This window comes from Burkholderia sp. Ac-20353 (genome assembly GCF_017104785.1).
Lineage (GTDB): Bacteria > Pseudomonadota > Gammaproteobacteria > Burkholderiales > Burkholderiaceae > Burkholderia.
The window spans coordinates 1-20,010 of the sequence record NZ_JAAGPL010000160.1 but is presented as its reverse complement, the minus strand read 5'-3'; the positions used below and the strand labels follow the sequence as shown (position 1 = coordinate 20,010).

The following is a 20,010-nucleotide window of genomic DNA, read 5'->3' as shown; positions in this document are numbered from 1 at the left end:
TATCCCCTGCGCCGTCCGGCGCCGCGAGCGCGGTCGCGCATGCATCGCTCGGATCGGCGGCGACGTCGCCGCCGAGCACGATGCGCAGCCAGTCCTTCGGCTGCACGGCCCGATCCGCGGCATCCAGCGACGCCGGTTCGTGCGCGGCGACCCAGCGCAGCAGCGGGCCCGCCATCCCCGGCGCGACCGGGTTCGCCGCGTCGGACCAATCGCGCGCGTCGGCGTAGCGGGCCGCGCGCGTATCGGGCCAGAGCAGCGCCGGCCGCACCGGGCGGCCAGCCGCGTCGATCAGCACGACGCCGTGCATCTGCCCCGAAAACCCGATCGCGGCGACCTGCGCCCGTTCATCGGCGGGCAGTCGCGCGGCCGCACGCACGAGCGCCTGCCACCACGCATCCGGCGCGATTTCCGCCCAGCCGGGCTGCGGCGACGACAACGCATAAGGTTCGCTCGCGACCGCACGTTCGACGCCATCGGCATCGAGCGTGACGAGTTTCACCGAGCCGGTGCCGAGATCGATTCCGAGCAAGCGCATGACGAAGCGGCGATATGAATGGACAGGCTTCGATGATAACGGGATCGCACTATGCGCCCCATTTTTCTCCAATCGCGAAACGCCAATGCAACCCACTGCGCCGCGCGCACCAAAGCGCCCGTTCGCGGGTTAACCCCGTGCGATTTTTCACCCCCCGAAATGACCACTATTCCCGAACCGCGATACACACCATAAAGCGACCCATATTTGACATGGGGGTCCGCATTATTTTGGACGGCTATAAAACCGGGAAACCTCACTCCTACGGCAGATTCCCGATGCTCGACACCCTGCTCCATGCCGGATTGGCATATCGAACCAGCAAAGAACGGAATAGAACCCAGTGCTCTTGTTGCGGGGGGCCGTTCCGCATAACTTCGTATCACCCTGAAAACAAGATCATGGAGTGAGACAGATGCAATCGAACACGGTCCATCCGTGCGATGAAGTGTTGCCGACCGGCAAGCTCGTAACGCTCGGTCTTCAGCACGTCCTCGTCATGTACGCCGGCGCGGTCGCCGTGCCGCTCATCGTCGGCGGCGCGCTCAAGCTGCCGAAAGACCAGATCGCGTTCCTGATCAGCGCCGATCTGTTTTCGTGCGGTATCGCGACGCTGATCCAGACGCTCGGCCTGTGGATCTTCGGGATCCGCCTGCCCGTGATCATGGGCTGCACGTTCGCGGCGGTCGGCCCGATGATCGCGATCGGCACGAACCCCGGCCTCGGCATTCTCGACATCTTCGGCTCGACGATCGCGGCCGGCATCATCGGCATCGTGCTCGCGCCGATGATCGGCAAGCTGCTGCGCTTCTTCCCGCCCGTCGTCGTCGGCACGGTGATTTCCGTGATCGGCCTGTCGCTGATGGAAGTCGGCATCAACTGGGCAGCAGGCGGCGTCGGCAATCCGGAGTACGGCAGCCCCGTCTACCTCGGCCTGTCGCTGCTCGTGCTCACGCTGATCCTGCTGATCAACAAGTTCGGCCGCGGCTTCATCGCGAACATCTCGGTGCTGCTCGGCATCGTCGCGGGCTTCGCGATCGCATTCGCGATCGGCCGCGTGAACACGGACGGCGTCGCGCTCGCGCCGTGGGTCGGATTCGTGATGCCGTTCCACTTCGGCTGGCCGCATTTCGATCCGCTGTCGATCGCGACGATGGTCACGGTGATGTTCGTCACGTTCATCGAATCGACCGGGATGTTCCTCGCGGTCGGCGACATGGTCGAGCGTCCGGTGGACCAGGAACGTCTCGTGCGCGGCCTGCGCGTCGACGGCCTCGGCACGCTGATCGGCGGCATCTTCAACTCGTTCCCGCATACGTCGTTCTCGCAGAACGTCGGGCTGATCGGCGTAACGGGCGTAAAGAGCCGCTTCGTCTGCGCGACGGGTGGCGTGATCCTGGTAATGCTCGGCCTGTTCCCGAAGATGGCGCAGGTCGTCGCGTCGGTGCCGCCGTTCGTGCTCGGCGGCGCGGGGATCGTGATGTTCGGGATGGTCGCGGCGAACGGCGTGAAGGTGCTGTCGAAGGTCGACTTCGTGGACAACCACAACAACCTGTTCATCGTCGCCGTGAGCATCGGCATGGGCCTCGTGCCGGTCGTGTCGCCGCACTTCTTCTCGAAGCTGCCGTCCGCGCTCGCGCCGATCCTGCACAGCGGCATCCTGCTCGCATCGGTAACCTCGGTGGTCCTGAATATCGTGTTCAACGGCGTGAAGGGTGAGAAGGAAGCGAAATGCGACATCCGCCGGGCAGGCCACGATTTCGACGGGCGGCCGGTCGATTTGCACTGACCGCCCGATCGCGCCGCGATGCGGCGCTCTGAGTCTGGATCGGAACACGCCACGGCCATGCCGTGGCGTTTTTCGTTGTGCAGTGCTGGCGCGGCGCATCATCGAAGAACCTGACGCGCTTGTCGCCATAGTGCGGATCGACAGCGCAGCATGCCGGCGAATCGCGGTTGCATACCGGGTCGATCACACGCCCCCACTCACCTATGCAAAGCGCCCGCCCAAAAAGAAACGCCACGGACTTTCGTCCGTGGCGTTGTCATGTGCGAGGAATTGCGTGCGTATCGTGTGTCGCGTTACGCACGCAATGCCGGCCGGCGCGACATTGGCGGTTGCCCGCCATGCATCGCGATGACCGGCCGCGCTTACCCGTTCGTCGCAGCGGCTGACGCCGGCGCAGGCGCCGCCGCCTTGCCGTAGTCGACCGGCTGATCGGCCGGGCGCGGCGTTTCGCCGGCCCGCTCGACCCAGCCGCCGCCGAGCGCGCGATACAGGTCGACGAGGTTCGTCCAGCGTGCAAGCCGGGCGCTGATCAGCGACTGCTGTGCCGAATACAGGTCCGTCTGCGCGGTCAGCACCGACAGGTAGCTGTCCACACCGTTCTTGTAACGCAGGTCCGACAGGTCGTAGCGACGCTGCTGCGCGTGCTCGTTGCGCTGCAGCGCGGCGATCTGCTGGTCGTACGTGCCGCGTGCGGCCAGCCCATCCGACACCTCGCGGAACGCCGACTGGATCGCCTTCTCGTAGTTCGCGATCTCGATGCGCTTCTGCACGTGCGCGAGATCGAGATTCGCGAGGTTCGCGCCGCCCTCGAAGATCGGCACCGCGATCTGCGGCGCGAACGACCACGCCGCGGTGCCGGCCTTGAACAGCCCTCCGAGTGTCGGGCTGGCGGTGCCGAACGCGCCCGTCAGCGAAATCTTCGGGAAGAACGCCGCACGCGCCGCGCCGATGTTCGCGTTCGCCGCGAGCAGGTTCTGCTCGGCTTCCATGATGTCCGGACGGCGCGCAAGCAGATCCGACGGCAACCCGGCCGGGATATCGGTCAGGAAGTTCTGCGCGTCGAGCGGCAGGCCCGGCGGCAGGTCGTCCGGCAGCGGCTCGCCGACGAGCAGCACCAGCGCGTTGAGCGCCTGCGCGCGTGCACGTGCCTGCGCCTGCTGGTTCGCGAGCGCCGTCTCGACGATCGTCTGCGCCTGGCGCAGATCGAGCTCCGAGCCGGTGCCGTTGTCGAACTTCAGCTTCGTCAGATCGTACGACGCCTGCGCGGATTTCAGCGTGTCTTCCGTCACCTTCAGCAGATCGTCGGTCGACAGCACCGTCAGGTACTGGTCCGCGACCTGCGACACCAGCAGGATCTCGGTCGCCTTGCGGGCCTGTGCGGTCGCGAGGTATTTCGCGAGCGCCTGGTCCTTCAGGCTCTGGATCCGGCCGAACAGGTCGAGTTCCCACTGCGCCTGCAGCCCGACGTTGTAGCTGCGCGAGATCAGCGGCGCGCCCGTCGTCGACACGCCACCCGGGATCCGCTGGATCGAGCCGCTGCCAACGGCATCGAGCTTCGGGAACAGGTCCGCGCGCGTGATCTGGTACTGCGCGCGCGCGGCCTCGATGTTCAGCACCGCGACCCGCAGGTCGCGGTTGTTCTTCAGCGCGATCTCGATCAGCCGCTGCAGACGCGGATCGACGAAGAACTCGCGCCAGCCGATGTCGGTCGCCGCCTGGCCGTTCGCGCTGCGCGCGCCGGCCGTGGCGGTCGGCTGCGTCGCATAGACGCCGCCCGACGGGAACGCCTGCGAGACGGGCGCCTCGGGCCGCGTGTAGTGCGGCGCCATCGTGCAGCCCGTGGCGAAGAGCGCGACTGCGATTGCAGTCAAAGCGTGTTTTTGCATCATCACTGCCCCTTCTTCTCGTCGTCGCCGTGGTCGCCCTTCTCGGTCTGGTGCAGGTGATCCTGCGCAAGACGCAGCGCCTCGTCGACATCTTCCTTCTCGCCGCTGAAGATTCCGCGGATCTTCACGAAGAACATCGGGATCAGGAAGATCGCGAGGAACGTCGCGGTGATCATCCCGCCGATCACGCCGGTACCGATCGCGTGCTGGCTCGCCGAACCCGCGCCATTGCTGATCGCGAGCGGCATCACGCCGAGAATGAACGCGAGCGACGTCATCAGGATCGGGCGCAGCCGCTGACGCGCCGCTTCCAGCGCGGCCTCGACCGGCCCCATCTTCTCGGTCACCTGCAACTCGCGGGCGAACTCGACGATCAGGATCGCGTTTTTCGCGGACAAGCCCACGGTAGTCAACAGGCCGACCTGGAAGTACACGTCGTTCTCGAGGCCGCGCATCGTCGCCGCGAGCAGTGCGCCGATCACGCCGAGCGGCACCACCATGATCACCGAGAACGGGATCGACCAGCTTTCATACAGTGCCGCGAGACACAGGAACACGACGAGGATCGAGATCGCGTACAGGATCGGCGCCTGCGAACCCGACTGGATTTCCTGGAACGACAGGCCCGTCCACGAATAGCCGATACCGACCGGCAGCTTTTTCGCGAGCACTTCCATCGCGGCCATCGCCTGGCCGGTCGACTTGCCCGGTCCGGCCTGGCCCTGGATTTCCATCGCCGAGATACCGTTGTAACGCTCGAGCTTCGGCGAACCGTAGGTCCAGTGACCGGTCGCGAACGCGCCGAACGGCACCATCCCGCCCGCCCCGTTGCGCACGTACCAGACGTTCATGTCTTCCGGCGTCATCCGGAACGGCGCGTCGGACTGCACGTACACCTTCTTGATCCGGCCGTCGGTGTCGAGGAAGTTGTTCACGTACTTCGATGCCCACGCGATCGAGAACGTCTGGTCGATCGCATCCGCCGTCACGCCCAACGCATTCGCCTTCTCGCGGTCGATGTCGACCTTGTACTGCGGCGTATCGTTCAGGCCGTTCGGACGCACGCCCTGCAGCGTCGGATCCTTCGACGCCATCCCGAGCAGCTGGTTGCGCGCCGCCATCAGTGCGTCGTGGCCGAGACCCGCGTTGTCCGTCAGCTCGAAGTCGAAGCCGGCGGCCGTGCCGAGTTCCGGAATCGACGGCGGGTTGAACGGGATCACGAGCGCGTCCTTGTAGCCCGCGTAGCGCCCGAACATCCGGCCGATCAGCGCCTGGACCTTCTGGTTCGCGTGCTGACGCTGCGCGTAATCCTTCAGGCGCACGAACACGAGACCCGAGTTCTGGCCGCGGCCCGCGAAGCTGAAGCCGTTGACCGTGAACGCGGATTCGACGATTTCCTTCTCGTCCTTCAGCAGGTAGTCGGAAATGTTCGCGAGCGTCTTCGCGGTGGTTTCCTGCGTCGAGCCCGACGGCGTCTGCACGATCACGAACATCAGGCCCTGGTCTTCATCGGGCAGGAACGACTTCGGCAGGCGCACGAACAGCAGCCCGACCGCGACGATCACAGCCAGATAGATGACGAGCCAGCGGCCCGAGCGCTTGATCACGTGGTGCACGCCGACGTGGTACCTGTCGCGGCTGTTGTTGAACGTGCGGTTGAACCAGCCGAAGAAGCCCTTCTTCTCTTCGTGATGCCCTTGCGGGATCGGCTTGAGGATCGTCGCGCACAGCGCCGGCGTCAGAATCAACGCGACGAGCACGGACAGCACCATCGCCGTCACGATCGTCAGCGAGAACTGGCGATAGATCGCGCCGACCGAACCGCCGGAGAACGCGACCGGCACGAACACGGCCGACAGCACGAGCGCGATACCGACCAGCGCGCCGGTGATCTGGCCCATCGCCTTGCGGGTCGCCTCCTTCGGCGACAGGCCCTCCTCGGCCATCACCCGCTCGACGTTCTCCACCACCACGATCGCATCGTCGACCAGCAGGCCGATCGCGAGCACGAGGCCGAACATCGACAGCGTGTTGATCGAAAAGCCCACCAGCGACATGACCGCGAACGTGCCGAGCAGCACGACCGGCACCGCGATCGTCGGGATGATCGTCGCCCGCAGGTTCTGCAGGAACAGATACATCACGAGGAACACCAGCACGATGCCTTCGAGCAGCGTCTTGACCACTTCCTCGATCGACAGCTTCACGAACGGCGTCGTGTCGTACGGGTACTTCACGACGAGACCGTGCGGGAAATACGGCGTCAGCTCGTCGATCTTCGCGCGCACGGCCTTCGCGGTCGCCAGCGCGTTCGCGTTGGTCGCGAGCTGGATACCGAGTGCCGCGGTCGGCTGACCGTTGTACTTCGTGTCGAAGTTGTAGTTCTCGCCGCCGAGCTCGATCTTCGCGACGTCCTTCAGGCGCACCTGCGAACCGTCCGGGTTGACCTTCAGCAGGATGTTGCCGAACTGCTCGGGCGTCTGCAGCAGCGTCGATTCGGTGATCGTCGCCTGCAGCATGGTGCCCGGCTTGGACGGCGTGCCGCCAATCTGGCCACCCGCGATCTGCACGTTCTGCGCGGTGATCGCGGTCGTGACGTCCACCGGCGTGAGGCCGTAGTTCGTCAGGCGAGTCGGGTCGAGCCAGACACGCATCGCGTACTGCGAGCCGAACAGCGTGACGGTGCCGACGCCATTGATCCGGCTGATCGGGTCCTTCACGTGCGACGCCACGAAGTTCGCGAGGTCGTACTTGTTCATGCTGCCGTCTTCGGAGTTGAAGGCGAGCACGAGCAGGAAGCTGCTGCTCGACTTCGTCACCGAAAGACCGAGCTGCTGCACGACCTGCGGCAGGATCGGCGTCGCGAGCGACAGCTTGTTCTGCACCTGGACCTGCGCGATGTCGGCGTTGGTGCCCGGCGCGAACGTGAGCGTGATCGTCGCGTTGCCCGAGTCGTCACTCGTCGACGACATGTACAGGAAGTTGTCGAGACCGCTCATCTGCTGCTCGATCACCTGCGTCACCGTGTCTTCCACCGTCTTCGCGGAAGCGCCCGGGTAGTTCGCGGTGATCTGGATCGATGGCGGCGCGATCGTCGGATACTGCGAGATCGGTAGCGAAAAGATCGACGCAACCCCCGCGAGCATCAGGATGATGGCGATCACCCACGCGAAGATCGGGCGATCGATAAAAAACTTTGCCATGAAACAGGCTCCCTGTTATTGCGCGCTCGAAGCAGCGGCGGACGAACCCGCGGCCGGTGCGGCTGCACCCGGCGCCGATGCCGACGCCGATGCAAGCTTGGCCGCCACGACCTTCACGGTCGCGCCCGGACGTACCTTGTCGATCCCCTGCACGATCACGCGGTCGCCCGCCTGCAGGCCGCCTTCGACGACCCAGTCCTGACCCTGCATGCCCGTCGTCGTCAACTGATGCGGCGCAACCTTGTTGTCCGCACCGACCACCATCGCAACCGCCTGGCCCTTCTGGTCATGCGTGACGCCGATCTGCGGCACCAGGAACGCGTTCTCGTTCACGCCTTCCTCGATGCGCGCACGTACGAACATCCCCGGCAGCAGCACGCGGCCCGGGTTCGGGAAGATCGCGCGGATCGTCACCGAGCCCGTCGCCTGATCGACCGTCACGTCCGAGAACTGCAGCTTGCCGGGCTCCGAATAGGTCTTGCCGTCTTCGAGGATCAGCGACACCTTCGCCGCGCCCGGGCCGCTCGTCTTGATCCGGCCGCTCTGCACGTCCTGGCGCAGCTTCAGCCCGTCGAGGCTCGACTGCGTGAGGTCGACGTAGACCGGATCGAGCTGCTGGACGGTCGACATCAGCGTCGCCTGGCTCGCCTGCACGTAGGCGCCCGGCGTGACCTGCGAGATGCCGACGCGGCCGGTGATCGGCGACACGACGTCCGTGTAGCCGACGTTGATCTGCGCGGTATCGACCGCCGCCTTGCCGGCCGCGACGTCCGCCGCGGCCTGTCCTTGCGCGGCCACCGCGTTGTCGTAGTCCTGCTTGCTGATCGCGTTCGCGGCGACGAGCACCTTGTAGCGCGCGACCAGTGCGTTCTGCGTCGCGAGGTTTGCCTGCGCCTTCGCGAGCGATGCCTTCGCGCTGTTCAGTTGCGCGATGTACGGCGCCGGGTCGATCTTGTAGAGGCGCTGGCCGGCCTTGACGTCGGTGCCTTCAGTGAATTCGCGGCGCAGCACGATGCCGTCGACCCGCGCGCGCACTTGCGCGACGAGGAATGCGTTGGTGCGGCCCGGCAGTTCGGTGAACACCGGAACGGTTTGCGGCTGGACGGTGACGACGCCGACTTCCGGCGTTTGCGGCGGCGGTGCCGATTCTTTTTTCCCGCACGCGGCCAGGAAAACGGCGGCCGTCGCGACAGTGATTAAGCGGTATGGAACCCGTTCGACGCGCATGGAGCGACCTCTGTTTGTAACCAATGGAATGAGTGCGGCGCCCGACGGGAGCGCAACACGGATGCGCCTCACGGCGCTGATCGAACACCTGAATTACTGGACTGCCGGATACAGCAAGCGGCACGAGACCACCATGCCGACGAGACGCCGCGAACTGCGGACTGTTACTGGGGCTGGAATCAGCAGAGTGGGATATTAACTGATTGCCACTTGGGTCATTCGATCGTAGGGTGGTATTGTATATACATTCACGGATGTATGTAAAAAGCCCCTCGCGCTGTCAGGACCGCCAAGTCTTACAAATTATTACCAGCCGCAAGCATAGCCCGTTTGCGTGGCCGCGACGAGGGTGCAAACCTCATTTGTTCCGTCCCACTGATCGATCCATTCAGGCCTGCACATGGTCAGACGCACCAAGGAGGAAGCGCTTGCGACGCGCAACAGCATCCTCGACGCCGCCGAACACGTCTTTTTCGAGAAGGGCGTGTCGCACACGTCGCTCGCCGACATCGCCCAGCACGCCGGCGTGACGCGCGGCGCGATCTATTGGCATTTCGCGAACAAGGCCGAGCTGTTCGACGCGATGTTCGACCGCGTCTTCCTGCCGATCGACGAGCTGAAGACGATGCCGAGCGACGCGCCCGGCAGCAATCCGCTCGAGAAGATCCGCAAGATCCTGATCTGGTGCCTGCTCGGCGTGCAGCGCGACTCGCAGCTGCGTCGCGTGTTCAGCATCCTGTTCATGAAGTGCGAGTACGTCGCGGACATGGAGCCGCTGCTGCAGCGCAATCGCGCCGGGATGAGCGAGGCGCTGCACACGATCGACGCCGATCTCGCGGTGGCCGTCCGGCTGAAGCTGCTGCCCGCCCGGCTCGACACGTGGCGCGCGACGCTGATGCTGCATACGCTCGTCAGCGGCTTCGTGCGCGACATGCTGATGCTGCCCGGTGAAATCGACGCGGAAAGGCACGCGGAAAAGCTCGTCGACGGCTGCTTCGACATGCTGCGCTACAGCCCGGCGATGCTGAAGGACGACGATTGATGCGGGCGCGGGGCTGCGGCCGGCGGCCAGCACCAGGGACGTTCAGCCGACGTTGAACCAGCGTGCCGCGTAGAACAGCAGCGCGGCGAACACGATCATCGCCGCCCAGGCCCAGACCGGAACCGGCGCTGACCCACGATGATGGAGCGCGCTGGCCGCACGCCCGGTCAGCGCGCCGCCGACATGCTGCAGCGGTGGACGCTTCGTCACGCCCGCGTGCAACGCAGGCCGCAGGAACACGTACTGGCGCCGCAGCGGGCCCGTGCGTGCGCGGTTCGGGGCGAGTCCGTGCTTGGCCTGCACGACCTCGCAGAATTCGTTGAAGAAATCGTCTGCCCATTCGCGCAGCGCGTTTTCGATCTGCCGCGCCGGCAGCTCGGCGAGCGGCCCGGTGGCCGTTGCCCACACGACATACTCGATGCGCGCGGCGTCCGCATCGTCCGATTCCGGCAACAGCACGAGCTCGATCTGGCCGCGCAGCGCACCCATGCCGTCCGCGCGCGCCTTGAAGCTCAGGATCCGGCGCGGCTGCCCTTGCGCATCCCCCTGCTCGCCCGTGACGTGCGCCCGCACGTCGTAGCGCGCGCGCAACGGACCGAGCGGCACGGTCAGCGTCAGCGCGTACTCGCCGTGCGCGAGCACCGCAAACGATTCGCAATGGTCGAAGCTCGCGCGCAACAGCGCGATGTCCTCCAGCGCCTCCCTGACGACCGACGGCGCAAGCGGGATGCGTAACGCGTCGTTCAGCTCCATGTTGCCTCCGCGATGAACGCTCGCCGCATCAGGACGTTTCGACCAGGCTGTCGACCCGGGCGGCGTCGAAGGCGACATAGCGCTCGAGTGCTCTCGCCGCCTCCTTCGGTTCCTCGTAACTCCATGCGGCGCTCTCGATGACGCCGTCTTCGGTCTGCAAATCGAAGTAGCTCGCGTGCCCCTTGATCCCGCAGACGGTCGTCAACGCCGACCGTACGAGCCGCTGCATGTTGACGTCGGCGCGGGGCAGGTAATGGACGTCCGGGAGGCCGGTCTCGCGCACGGTCAGCGCGCCGACGGAATCGGCGTACGTAATCCCCTGATGGATCACGCGCACGCGATGGCGGTTCGGCACGATTTCGAAGCGGGAATCGAAGCAGGAACCGAAGCAAGAATCGGCTGGGTCGGACATCGTTCTCCCCTGCGGAGGGCCCGGCAGGCGAGCCAGGGTATGCACCGGAAACGAAAAAAAACCACGGCACGAACGCCGTGGTTTTCATTATGGGCGAAAGTCGCACGAATTGCGCGACTGCGGCTATCGCCGCGCGAAATCGTTCATTTCGCGCTCCAGGTGAACGCCTGTTTTGCGCCACCCTTCGCACCGACCGTCACGTCGTGCGCCTCGTCCTTGCCCTGGTACGACGCCGTCACCGTGTAGCGGCCCGGCGGCAGCTTCACGAGCATGTACGGCCCGTGCGCGTCGGTCTTCAGCACTTCGGCGCCCTTCGCGTCGGTGATCCGCACGTGGACGTCGGCGAGGAATTCGCCGCCCGCGCCGGTGAAGCGCAACGCGAGCGGCCACGCGGCCTCATTGCGCTGGAACGCGGTCGATTCGTCCTGCCCGATGCCACCTGACACGAAGCTGACGTCGCCTTGCTGATGTGCGGCGGGCAGGCCGTCCGACTGCGCGTACGCGCCGGTTGCGCCGGTCGCGACACCGACGGCCAGCGCCGCGGCGATCGCGAATCGGGAAACGCTGCGTGAATGTTGCATGGCTCTTCTCTCCTTGTGGGTCGGAAGGGATGCCGGGCACCACGGTACGCAAGCGGGCAGCGCCGCCGCCGCGCCCGGCCTGACGCCTGTTCGCGCCGGTCAGCTCAGGTCGACCGGCACGAAGATCTGCGCATTATCGCGCTGGATCAACAGCGCGAGGCTGTTGCCCGCGTTCTTCACCGCGTCGCGCAACTGCTCGGGGCTCGTGACCGGCCGGCCGTTCACCGCGAGGATCACGTCGCCCGGCTGGATGCCCGCGCCCGCCGCGGGACCGCCGGCCTGCTGGACGATCAGCCCGTGCGACAGCTGCGTCGCGCTCCGCTCCTGCGGCGTGAGCGGCCGCACCGCGACGCCGAGGCGCCCCTGCTCGACCGGGCCGCCGTCGTTCGACGCGACCTTGGTGTCGGCCATCGAGCCGAGCGTCACGCTGACCGTCTTCTTCGACTTGTCGCGCCAGATTTGCAGCTCGGCCTTCGAGCCGGGCTTCAGACCCGCGATCTGCGACGGCAGCGTCGTCGAATCGGCCACCGGCGATCCGTTGACCGACAGGATCACGTCGCCCGGCTGCAGGCCTGCCTTCGCGGCCGGGCCGCTCGGGTCGACCGAGCTGACGAGCGCGCCGTCCGGCTTCGACAGGCCGAACGAGCTCGCGAGCGTCTGGTTCAGCCCCTGCACCGCGACGCCGAGGCGGCCGCGGCTCACGTGGCCGGTCTTCACGAGTTCGTCCTTGACCTTGATCGCCTCGTTGATCGGGATCGCGAACGACAGCCCCTGGAAGCCGCCCGTCTGCGAATAGATCATCGAGTTGATGCCGATCACCTCGCCCTTCAGGTTGAACAGCGGGCCACCCGAGTTGCCGGGGTTCACCGGCACGTCGGTCTGGATGAACGGCGTGTAGTTCTCGTCAGGCAGCGCACGCGACTTCGCGCTGATGATGCCGGAGGTGACCGTGTTGTCGAAGCCGTACGGCGAGCCGATTGCGACCACCCACTGGCCGACCTTGCTCTGCGCCGGATCGCCGATCTTCACCGTCGGCAGGCCGCCCGCGTCGATCTTCAGCACCGCGACGTCGGACTGCTTGTCCGCGCCGACGACCTTCGCCTTGTATTCGCGCTTGTCGGTCAGCTTGACCGTGACGACGTTCGCGCCGTCGATCACATGCGCGTTCGTCAGGATGTAGCCGTCAGCAGAGATGATGAACCCCGAGCCGAGGCTCGCGCTCGGCTGATCGTCCGGCTGCGCATCGCCGCCCATGCCCGGCATCTGTCCGTAGAAGTGCTTGAAAAACTGGTAGAACGGATCGCTAGGATCGACCGGAAGCTGCTGCTGCGGCATGCGCCGCGCGACCTGCTTCACCACGTGCTTCGCGCTGATGTTCACGACCGCGGGCCCGTAGGTCTCGACCAGCCCGGAGAAATCGGGGATGCCGGTCTTCGCGGCCGCTTCGGCCGGCATCAGCGCGGCCGCCTGCGCGGGCGCGATGATCTGCGGATCGGCATGCCGGGTGCCCGCGACATAAGCGGCGGACAGCGCGGCGGCCACTGCGACGGCAACGGCTCCACGCGCAAGGAATCGGGTGTTCATCGTAGGACCTCCTCTTTGTTATGACGCAGCGTACCGGCGCTGTCTTAAAGGAGGCTTAATCGGCGTTGGACGGGTCCTGAACGGCGAAATCGGCCCGTTTGAGCAGCCTGGCGCGCGATTTCGGGCCTGTGCTGCTGGCGGGAAATAGAGCCGGACCCCGGACAGCCGGACAGCCGATCAACGGGCCTCAGACGGCCGCGGGCACCGCGGCCGGCACCTCGGCATCGCGAAACACGACGCTGACGAGCAGGCCGCCCGCCGCCGCATCGCCGAGCGACACCGACGCGCCCTGCTGGGCCGCGACACGCTTGACGATCGCGAGCCCGAGCCCGCTGCCCGACACGTCGGTGCGCGCACGCGCGGTGCTGTCGCGGTAGAAGCGGTCGAACACGCGCTCGCGCTCGTCGGCCGGGATTCCCGGCCCGCTGTCGCCGATCTGCACGCACGCGCGGCCCGCCGCATCGCGCATCAGCGACACGTCGATGCGGCCACCGTCCGGCGTGTACTTGACCGCATTGTCGAGCAGGTTGCCGAACATCACGCGCAGCGCGGCGACGTCGGCGACGACCCGCGCGGGCTGCGCGTCCTCGAAACCGAGGTCGATGTCGCGCCGCTGCGCGAGCGGCGCGTGCGCGGCCACGCATTCGACGAGCAGCGCCTGCAGGTCGATCGCCTCGCGCACCGTGCCGCCGTCCGGCTCCGCGCGGGCGAGCGCGAGCAGCTGCTCGGCGAGGCGCGTCGCGCGCGTCACGCCATCCTGCAGGTCGGCGAGCGCCTCGCGGCGCGATTCGTCGTCCCTCGCGCGCGCGACGAGCTGCGCCTGGATCTGCACGGCTGCGAGCGGCGTGCGCAGCTCATGCGCGGCATCGGCGACGAACGCCTTCTGCGTGTCGAGCGCGGCGGACAGCCGCGCGAGCAGCCGGTTCAGCGCATGTACGAGCGGCTGCACCTCGAGCGGCAGCGGCGAATCGGGCAGCGGATCGAGCGCCTCGGGCCGGCGCGCCTCGACCGCGCGCGTCACGCGCTGCAGCGGCGCGAGCCCGCGCCCGACGATCATCCACACGGCCGCGCCGAGGAACGGCAGCAGCACGATCAGCGGCCACAGCGTGCGCAGCGCGACGTTTGCCGCAAGCCGGTTGCGCACCGACACCGGCTGCGCGAGCTGCACGACGTTGTCGCCGACGATCGCGCCGTACACGCGCCATTCGCCGCGGTCGGTGCGCTCGGTCGAGAAGCCGAGCTCAGCGCGCGGCGCGATCGGCGCGCGCGGATGCGAGAAGTACATCAGCACGCCGTTGCGGTTCCAGATCTGGATCACGATCCCTTCGTCGCCATTGGTGCGCGAACCGAACACCTGCGAGAACGGCTCGGACGGCAGCGCCGCGGCGATTTCCTGCAGCTGGTAGTCGAACAGCTCGTTCGCCTCCGCGAGCGCCTGCCGGTAGATCAGCCAGCCGGCCGCGCCCACGCCGGCGACGACGATCGCCAGCAGCCAGATCAGCAATTGATGACGGATCGACCTCACGCGTCAGCTTTCCTTGACGACCATGTAGCCGAGCCCGCGCACGTTGCGGATCAGGTCCGAACCGAGCTTCTTGCGCAGCGCGTGGATGTAGACCTCGACGGTGTTGCTGCCGATCTCCTCGCCCCAGCCGTACATCTTCTCCTCGAGCTGGCTCTTCGACAGCACCGCGCCCGGCCGCGCGAGCAGCGCCTCGAGCAGCGCGAACTCGCGCGCCGACAGCGCGACGGGCGCGCCTTCCAGCGTCACCTGATGCGACGCGGGATCGAGCGTCAGCGCGCCGTGACGGATCAGCGATTCGCTGCGCCCCGCCTGGCGGCGGATCAGCGCGCGCATCCGCGCACCGAGTTCGTCGAGATCGAACGGCTTGACGAGGTAGTCGTCGGCGCCCGCGTCGAGGCCCTTCACGCGATCGGCAACCGCGTCGCGCGCGGTGACGATCAGCACCGGCAGCGCCAGCCCGCGCGCGCGCAGCGTGCGCAGCACGTCGATGCCGTCGCGCTTCGGCAGCCCCAGATCGAGCAGCAGCAGGTCGTACGTCTCGCCGCCGAGCGCGGTGAGCGCCGCATCGCCATCCTGCACCCAGTCGACCGCGCAGCCGTCCGAGCGCAGCGCCTTGCGCACGCCCTCGGCGATCATCCGGTCGTCTTCGACAAGCAATATCCGCATCTGGGTCGGCATCCGTGGGACGAGTGAATCATGCCGACCATTGTAGCGCCGCGAATCGCGTGCGCGGCACGCGGGCGGCGTGGACTACCCGCTCGCGCGACGCGCATCGCACACCGTGCCCGACCGATTTCATCGGATCTGTCGTCAGTTGTCTCTACAATGGGCGCTTTGGCGCCGCGCGCCCCGCTCAAGCCCCCGCTTTTCCGTATTCGTCCATGCCGATTTCCGTCCTTTCCGCCCGGCTCGCGCCCCGCGCCCGCCTCTGCGCGCGTGCGGCCGCCATCCTCACCGCCTGTACCATCCTCGCATTCGCACCGCCCGCCCAAGCCCGCAAGAATCTGCTCCACAAGACGCCGCACAAGACACCCGTCGTGTCCGCCGCCGCGCGCGCGGCCGGACTGCCGCCGTCCGTGCTCGTCGCGCTGCAGCGCGCGAAGGTGCCCGCGTCGGCGATGAGCGTCGTCGTCGAGCGGGTCGGCGATCCCGAGCCGCTCATCGCGTGGAACGCGAGCCGCCCGATGCTGCCCGCGTCGACGATGAAGCTCGTCACGACCTTCTCGGGCCTGTCGATCCTCGGCCCCGACTTCCGCTGGCGTACGACCGCTTATGCGGACGGCCCGGTCGACCCGGACGGCACGCTGCAGGGCAACCTCTACATCAAGGGCACGGGCGATCCTAAGCTCGTGCCCGAGGAGCTGATCGACCTCGTCGACAAGATCCGCAAGGCCGGCATCAAGCGCGTGAGCGGCGGCCTCGTGCTCGACAAGACCTATTTCGCGGCGTCGACGCGCGACCTGCCCGCATTCGACGACGATTCGAGCGCGCCGTACAACGTCGGCCCTGACCCGCTGCTGTACGCATTCAAGGCAGTGTCGTTCACGGTGACGCCCGGCGACGACGGCAAGGTCGCGGTCGACGTGTTGCCGCCGCTCGCGAACCTGTCGATCGACAACCAGCTCCGTGAGGGCAACGGCTCGTGCGGCGCGGCGGCATCGGCCGCGCGGCCGACGCTGACCGCGGGCGACGGGATGCTGACCGCGTCATTCGCGGGCGACGTCCCGCTGCGCTGCGGCGCACGCACGACGAACCTCGCGATCCTCGACCACACGTCGTTCTTCGCGCGCGGCTTCCTCGCGCTGTGGCAGCAGGACGGCGGCACCATCACGGGCGCCGTCAGCGAAGGCAAGGTGCCGACGACCGCGCGGCCCGTCGCCGTGCATCACAGCCCGGTGCTCGGCAGCGTCGTCTACGACATCAACAAGTTCAGCAACAACGTGATGGCGCGCAACCTGTTCCTGACGATCGGCGCGGTCGCCGGCAAGCCGCCCGCGACGCCCGAGCAGTCGAGCCGCACGATCCGCGCGTTCCTGCAGAAGAGCGGCATCGCGATGCCGGACCTCGTGCTCGACAACGGCTCGGGCCTGTCGCGCGACGAGCACGTGAGCGCGCAGTCGCTCGCCGCGCTGCTGCAGGCCGCGAACGCGAGCCCGGTCGCACAGGCGTTCATCGATTCGCTGCCGATCGCCGGTATCGACGGGACGATGAAGAACCGGCTCACCAACGCGGGCGTGCTCGGCAACGCGCACATCAAGACCGGCACGCTGCGCGACGTGCGCGCGATCGCGGGCTACGTTGCCGGCCCGGACGGCCAGAGCTACGTCGTCGTCAGCTTCATCAACGACGATCACGCGGAAGCCGCGCGCGCCGCGCACGACAGCCTGCTCGAATGGGTGTACGCGGGCGCGCATTGACTTGATGCCAGAAAACGGGGCCGCACCGCGCAGCCCCGTACCGCGCGGCTTCGGTAGAAACCCTGTCCTCTGAGGGAACCCTCTACGCTGCCCCCTCGCCTAGCGCGACCCGATTGCGTAGGCTGTTGGCCTGACCAATACAGACAAACGCGCTCGACAATCGGGCCGATTGCCCGGCCTAAAGGCTTGCAGGGGAAAGGAGGAGACACGTCCATGCGATTCGACGTCGAATTGCTTCTGCTCGCGCTGGCGCCCGTCTTCCTGCTCTGCATCGGCTGGGAGGCCTGGCACCTCGCGCGCACCCGTCCGCACGACGCCGTCTACAGCTGGCGCGACACGCTGTGCAACGCGGCGCTCGCGCTGATGCACCAGGGCGCGGACAAGCTCGCGTGGCTGTTCGTGATTCCGGTGTACGCGTATTGCTACCGGCACTATCGCCTCTTCACGTGGCACGACGGCTGGCTGTCGTTCGCGGTGCTGTTCGTCGGGCAGGACCTGCTCTACTACGTGTTCCATCGCGCGAGCCATCGCGTGCGCTGGCTGTGGGCCGCGCACGTCGTGCACCACTCGTCCGAGCGGATGAACTTCTCGACTGCATTCCGCCAGAGCCTGATGTACCCGGTCGCGGGCATGTGGCTGTTCTGGCTGCCGCTCGCGCTCATTGGCTTTCCGCCGCAGCAGATCGTCGGCATCGTGCTGATCAACCTCGCGTTCCAGTTCTTCGTGCACACGCAGGCGATCGGCAAGCTCGGCTGGGTCGAGTACGTGTTCAACACGCCGTCGATCCACCGCGCGCACCACGCGCGCAACGCGCGCTATATCGACCGCAATTACGCAGGCGTGCTCGTGATCTGGGATCGCCTGTTCGGCAGCTTCGTCGAGGAAACCGCGGACGATCCGCCGCAGTACGGGATCGTCGAGCGGCTCGGCTCGAACAATCCGCTCGTCGCGACGTTCCACGAATGGGGGGCGATGGCCACCGATGCGTGGCGCGTCGCGGGGTGGCGCGACAAGCTGCGCGCGGTATTCGGCCCGCCCGAGTGGGCGAGCGCATATCATGCGCGAAGCGCCGACGCCGATGTGACCGATCCGCGCGCCGCGCCGTTTGCAGCGGCACGCAGGGAAAACTAACCATTTCAGCCAACGGCCGCTGCGTGACCCGGACCTGGGCAGGCGCGCAGCAGATGACGACATCAGGCCATATCTACGAGGAGATCGATCGATGCAACGACAAAAACACGCACCGTCCCGCACTGGACAACGCCTGAAACGCACCTCGCAGATCGCGCTCGCGTGCGCGGCGTTCACGCTGCTCGCCGCCTGCGGCGGCGGTGACAACAACAGCAGCAACGCTTCCAGCACGCCGCCGGCCGGCATCAACATGCAAGTGGTGGCTTTCGGCACGAGCCTGTCCGACGCGGGTACGTATTCGCAGCAAATTCTGCTGGGCTTTGGCGGCGGCCGCTTCACGACCAACCCGGGCGAAGTCTGGACGCAGAAGGTCTCCGAGTATTTCGGCAACTCGCTGACGCCGGCCTTCGTTGGTGGCTTCGGCTTGCCGCTGTCGGCAACGGGGGGCCTCGACTACGCGCAAGGTGGCGCAAAGGTCTCCACTGGCGGCGTGAGCAACACCAGCGCCACGATCCCCGCCGCGAGCGAGCAGCCCATCACCTGGCAGGTCGCGCAGTATCTGCAACAGCACGGCAGCTTCAACGCGAACCAACTTGTGCTCGTCGAAGGCGGCGCGAATGAAATCCTGGCGCTGCTGGACAATAACGGTGCGGGCCTGACGGCGTTCGGCAAGGCACTCGCCGCCACCCCCTTCTCGACCCTCGTCGCCGATCCGGCAACCCAGCAAAAAACGGTTCAGTCGTTGGTTTCACAGGGCTTTACGGCCAGCCAGGCTCAGGCCCTGGTCCCGGCCGCCATCGCACTCCAGGTCATCACGTCGGATCCGAACGCGAGCACCGACTTTGCGTCGGTCATGCCAATCATCACCGCCGCGGGGACACTGGCAACCATCGTCAACACGCAGATTGCCGGCGCGCCCAAGACGGCGGTCGCGACGGTCCCGGATATCGGCAAGTCGCCAGCCGCGATCGCGGCCGATGCGAGTGTGAGCGCGACGCCCGGCTCCGCGAACGCGCCCGACCAGGCGCTTTCGCTCATTTCGGCCGTCTACAACCTCGCTCTGCTGAAGGGCCTGGCACCGTCGATCGCCACCAAGAAGGTCGTCCCCGTCGACACGTTCTCGTGGCTCGACCAGTCGATCCAGAACGCGGCGAACCTCGGATTCAGCGTGACGAACACGGGTACCGCGTGCAACATCGCGCAGATGCAGACCAATGCCACCAACTATGCACTGGCCAATCCGCAGGCGACGCTCGGCTTGCCGCCGTCGACACCGCCGGCCCAGCTCAACGCAGCATCACAGGCATACGGTAGCCATTTCGGTACCTCCCTGTTCTGCTCGCCGCAAACGCTGACGACGGCCAATGCGCCGACGACGTACATGTTCGCGGATCTGTTCCACCCGACCACCGCGCTGCACGCCCAGTTCGCCGCGTACGTCGAAACGCAGCTCGCTGCCGCCGGCATCGGCAAGGCGCCGCAATAAGGCGCGCGTCAAACCCTCCGATGCCTGCCGCCGCGCACGACGCGGCGGCAACGCAAAGCAAAACACCCCACGCACCGTGACGGTCGTGGGGTGTTTTCATTGAAGGGTGAACGACGTATGCCGCACCGGGCTACGCAAAGACGCGTCGCCCGACTGGCCTGAGCGCGCGCCGCTCAGGCAGGTCGGCGGCCCGGCTCAGCCCCGCTGCGCCTCGAAGGCGGCGGCGGCACGCCCGAGGCGGTCATTGACCGCGATCCACTCGATCGTGTCGGGCAACTTTTCGATGAGGATGCGTGCCACCTCGGCACGATCGAGGGCGCGCAGCAGGCCATAAAGCTCGCGCGCATAGAGTTGCGGATCTTCGGGCGCGGCCACGAAATGCACGCCCGGCGCCTGGCGCCAGTGATCAGCACGCGAAGCGCGCGCGACGAGCGCTACA

At 66.9% G+C, this 20,010-nt stretch carries 16 protein-coding genes; 5 read left to right on the top strand and 11 right to left on the bottom strand.

Features of this window, described 5'->3' with window-relative positions; translation table 11 throughout:
• Positions 1-535 (bottom strand): FGGY family carbohydrate kinase (locus tag G3N94_RS30730; protein ID WP_241022158.1); only part of this gene is annotated, 535 nt, incomplete at its 3' end.
• Between the two features lie 415 nt (positions 536-950).
• On the opposite strand from G3N94_RS30730, the gene G3N94_RS30725 reads away from it, so the two are divergent.
• Positions 951-2,324: a nucleobase:cation symporter-2 family protein gene (locus G3N94_RS30725; RefSeq protein WP_205796868.1), complete on the top strand. Its 1,374-nt coding sequence runs from the start codon at positions 951-953 to the stop codon at positions 2,322-2,324.
• Positions 2,325-2,686: 362 nt separating this feature from the next.
• On the opposite strand, the gene G3N94_RS30720 is transcribed toward G3N94_RS30725, so the two are convergent.
• The 3 genes from G3N94_RS30720 to G3N94_RS30710 are packed head-to-tail and all read right to left on the bottom strand — an operon-like array spanning position 2,687 to position 8,640.
• Positions 2,687-4,213 carry an efflux transporter outer membrane subunit gene (locus tag G3N94_RS30720; RefSeq protein ID WP_205796865.1) on the bottom strand — a complete coding sequence of 509 codons (1,527 nt, stop codon included), beginning with the start codon at positions 4,211-4,213 and terminating at the stop codon, positions 2,687-2,689.
• Positions 4,213-7,413 carry an efflux RND transporter permease subunit gene (locus tag G3N94_RS30715; RefSeq protein WP_205796862.1) on the bottom strand — a complete coding sequence of 1,067 codons (3,201 nt, stop codon included), beginning with the start codon at positions 7,411-7,413 and terminating at the stop codon, positions 4,213-4,215. Before G3N94_RS30715 ends, G3N94_RS30720 begins: the two co-directional genes overlap by 1 nt.
• A 15-nt stretch (positions 7,414-7,428) precedes the next feature.
• A complete protein-coding gene (locus G3N94_RS30710; RefSeq protein WP_205796859.1) occupies positions 7,429-8,640 on the bottom strand; it encodes an efflux RND transporter periplasmic adaptor subunit in 1,212 nt (403 codons plus the stop codon).
• A 400-nt stretch (positions 8,641-9,040) separates the two neighbouring features.
• Here G3N94_RS30710 and G3N94_RS30705 point away from each other — a divergent pair, with 400 nt between their 5' ends.
• Complete coding sequence (locus G3N94_RS30705; protein WP_205796857.1) at positions 9,041-9,682, top strand: TetR family transcriptional regulator; 642 nt, start codon at positions 9,041-9,043, stop codon at positions 9,680-9,682.
• Between the two features lie 42 nt (positions 9,683-9,724).
• On the opposite strand, the gene G3N94_RS30700 is transcribed toward G3N94_RS30705, so the two are convergent.
• From G3N94_RS30700 to G3N94_RS30675, 6 genes are all read right to left on the bottom strand, one after another.
• Complete coding sequence (locus tag G3N94_RS30700) at positions 9,725-10,435, bottom strand: SRPBCC domain-containing protein (protein ID WP_205796854.1); 711 nt, start codon at positions 10,433-10,435, stop codon at positions 9,725-9,727.
• A gap of 28 nt (positions 10,436-10,463) precedes the next feature.
• The gene (locus tag G3N94_RS30695) at positions 10,464-10,847 is read right to left on the bottom strand and encodes a DUF427 domain-containing protein (protein ID WP_205796851.1); all 384 of its coding nucleotides are present in this window, start codon (positions 10,845-10,847) and stop codon (positions 10,464-10,466) included.
• Between the two features lie 143 nt (positions 10,848-10,990).
• On the bottom strand, positions 10,991-11,428 hold the full coding sequence (locus G3N94_RS30690) for a carboxypeptidase-like regulatory domain-containing protein (RefSeq protein WP_124598218.1): 438 nt from the start codon (positions 11,426-11,428) through the stop codon (positions 10,991-10,993).
• A gap of 99 nt (positions 11,429-11,527) precedes the next feature.
• Complete coding sequence (locus G3N94_RS30685; RefSeq protein WP_205796848.1) at positions 11,528-13,012, bottom strand: DegQ family serine endoprotease; 1,485 nt, start codon at positions 13,010-13,012, stop codon at positions 11,528-11,530.
• 187 nt (positions 13,013-13,199) lie between these two features.
• On the bottom strand, positions 13,200-14,537 hold the full coding sequence (locus tag G3N94_RS30680; RefSeq protein ID WP_205796845.1) for an ATP-binding protein: 1,338 nt from the start codon (positions 14,535-14,537) through the stop codon (positions 13,200-13,202).
• 3 nt (positions 14,538-14,540) lie between these two features.
• A complete protein-coding gene (locus G3N94_RS30675; protein ID WP_124598215.1) occupies positions 14,541-15,203 on the bottom strand; it encodes a response regulator in 663 nt (220 codons plus the stop codon).
• Positions 15,204-15,418: 215 nt separating this feature from the next.
• On the opposite strand from G3N94_RS30675, the gene dacB reads away from it, so the two are divergent.
• The 3 genes from dacB to G3N94_RS30660 all read left to right on the top strand — a co-directional run bounded on the left by dacB (position 15,419) and on the right by G3N94_RS30660 (position 19,571).
• Complete coding sequence (dacB, locus tag G3N94_RS30670) at positions 15,419-16,954, top strand: D-alanyl-D-alanine carboxypeptidase/D-alanyl-D-alanine-endopeptidase (protein ID WP_205796842.1); 1,536 nt, start codon at positions 15,419-15,421, stop codon at positions 16,952-16,954.
• A gap of 213 nt (positions 16,955-17,167) precedes the next feature.
• On the top strand, positions 17,168-18,085 hold the full coding sequence (locus G3N94_RS30665; protein WP_205796839.1) for a sterol desaturase family protein: 918 nt from the start codon (positions 17,168-17,170) through the stop codon (positions 18,083-18,085).
• Between the two features lie 91 nt (positions 18,086-18,176).
• Entirely contained in the window at positions 18,177-19,571 is a 1,395-nt protein-coding gene (locus G3N94_RS30660; RefSeq protein ID WP_205796836.1) for an SGNH/GDSL hydrolase family protein, read from the top strand.
• 195 nt (positions 19,572-19,766) lie between these two features.
• On the opposite strand, the gene G3N94_RS30655 is transcribed toward G3N94_RS30660, so the two are convergent.
• Positions 19,767-20,010, bottom strand: a 244-nt coding sequence (locus G3N94_RS30655) for a Sua5 family C-terminal domain-containing protein (RefSeq protein ID WP_277398584.1), incomplete at its 5' end; no start/stop codon positions are given.

Excerpts from the sequence above, each read along its gene's own strand:
- G3N94_RS30725 (WP_205796868.1), top strand. The coding sequence starts at position 951 with ATGCAATCGAACACGGTCCATCCGTGCGATGAAGTGTTGCCGACCGGC.
- G3N94_RS30720 (WP_205796865.1), bottom strand. The coding sequence starts at position 4,213 with ATGATGCAAAAACACGCTTTGACTGCAATCGCAGTCGCGCTCTTCGCC.
- G3N94_RS30715 (WP_205796862.1), bottom strand. The coding sequence starts at position 7,413 with ATGGCAAAGTTTTTTATCGATCGCCCGATCTTCGCGTGGGTGATCGCC.
- G3N94_RS30710 (WP_205796859.1), bottom strand. The coding sequence starts at position 8,640 with ATGCGCGTCGAACGGGTTCCATACCGCTTAATCACTGTCGCGACGGCC.
- G3N94_RS30705 (WP_205796857.1), top strand. The coding sequence starts at position 9,041 with ATGGTCAGACGCACCAAGGAGGAAGCGCTTGCGACGCGCAACAGCATC.
- G3N94_RS30700 (WP_205796854.1), bottom strand. The coding sequence starts at position 10,435 with ATGGAGCTGAACGACGCGTTACGCATCCCGCTTGCGCCGTCGGTCGTC.
- G3N94_RS30695 (WP_205796851.1), bottom strand. The coding sequence starts at position 10,847 with ATGTCCGACCCAGCCGATTCTTGCTTCGGTTCCTGCTTCGATTCCCGC.
- G3N94_RS30690 (WP_124598218.1), bottom strand. The coding sequence starts at position 11,428 with ATGCAACATTCACGCAGCGTTTCCCGATTCGCGATCGCCGCGGCGCTG.
- G3N94_RS30685 (WP_205796848.1), bottom strand. The coding sequence starts at position 13,012 with ATGAACACCCGATTCCTTGCGCGTGGAGCCGTTGCCGTCGCAGTGGCC.
- G3N94_RS30675 (WP_124598215.1), bottom strand. The coding sequence starts at position 15,203 with ATGCGGATATTGCTTGTCGAAGACGACCGGATGATCGCCGAGGGCGTG.
- dacB (WP_205796842.1), top strand. The coding sequence starts at position 15,419 with ATGCCGATTTCCGTCCTTTCCGCCCGGCTCGCGCCCCGCGCCCGCCTC.
- G3N94_RS30665 (WP_205796839.1), top strand. The coding sequence starts at position 17,168 with ATGCGATTCGACGTCGAATTGCTTCTGCTCGCGCTGGCGCCCGTCTTC.
- G3N94_RS30660 (WP_205796836.1), top strand. The coding sequence starts at position 18,177 with ATGCAACGACAAAAACACGCACCGTCCCGCACTGGACAACGCCTGAAA.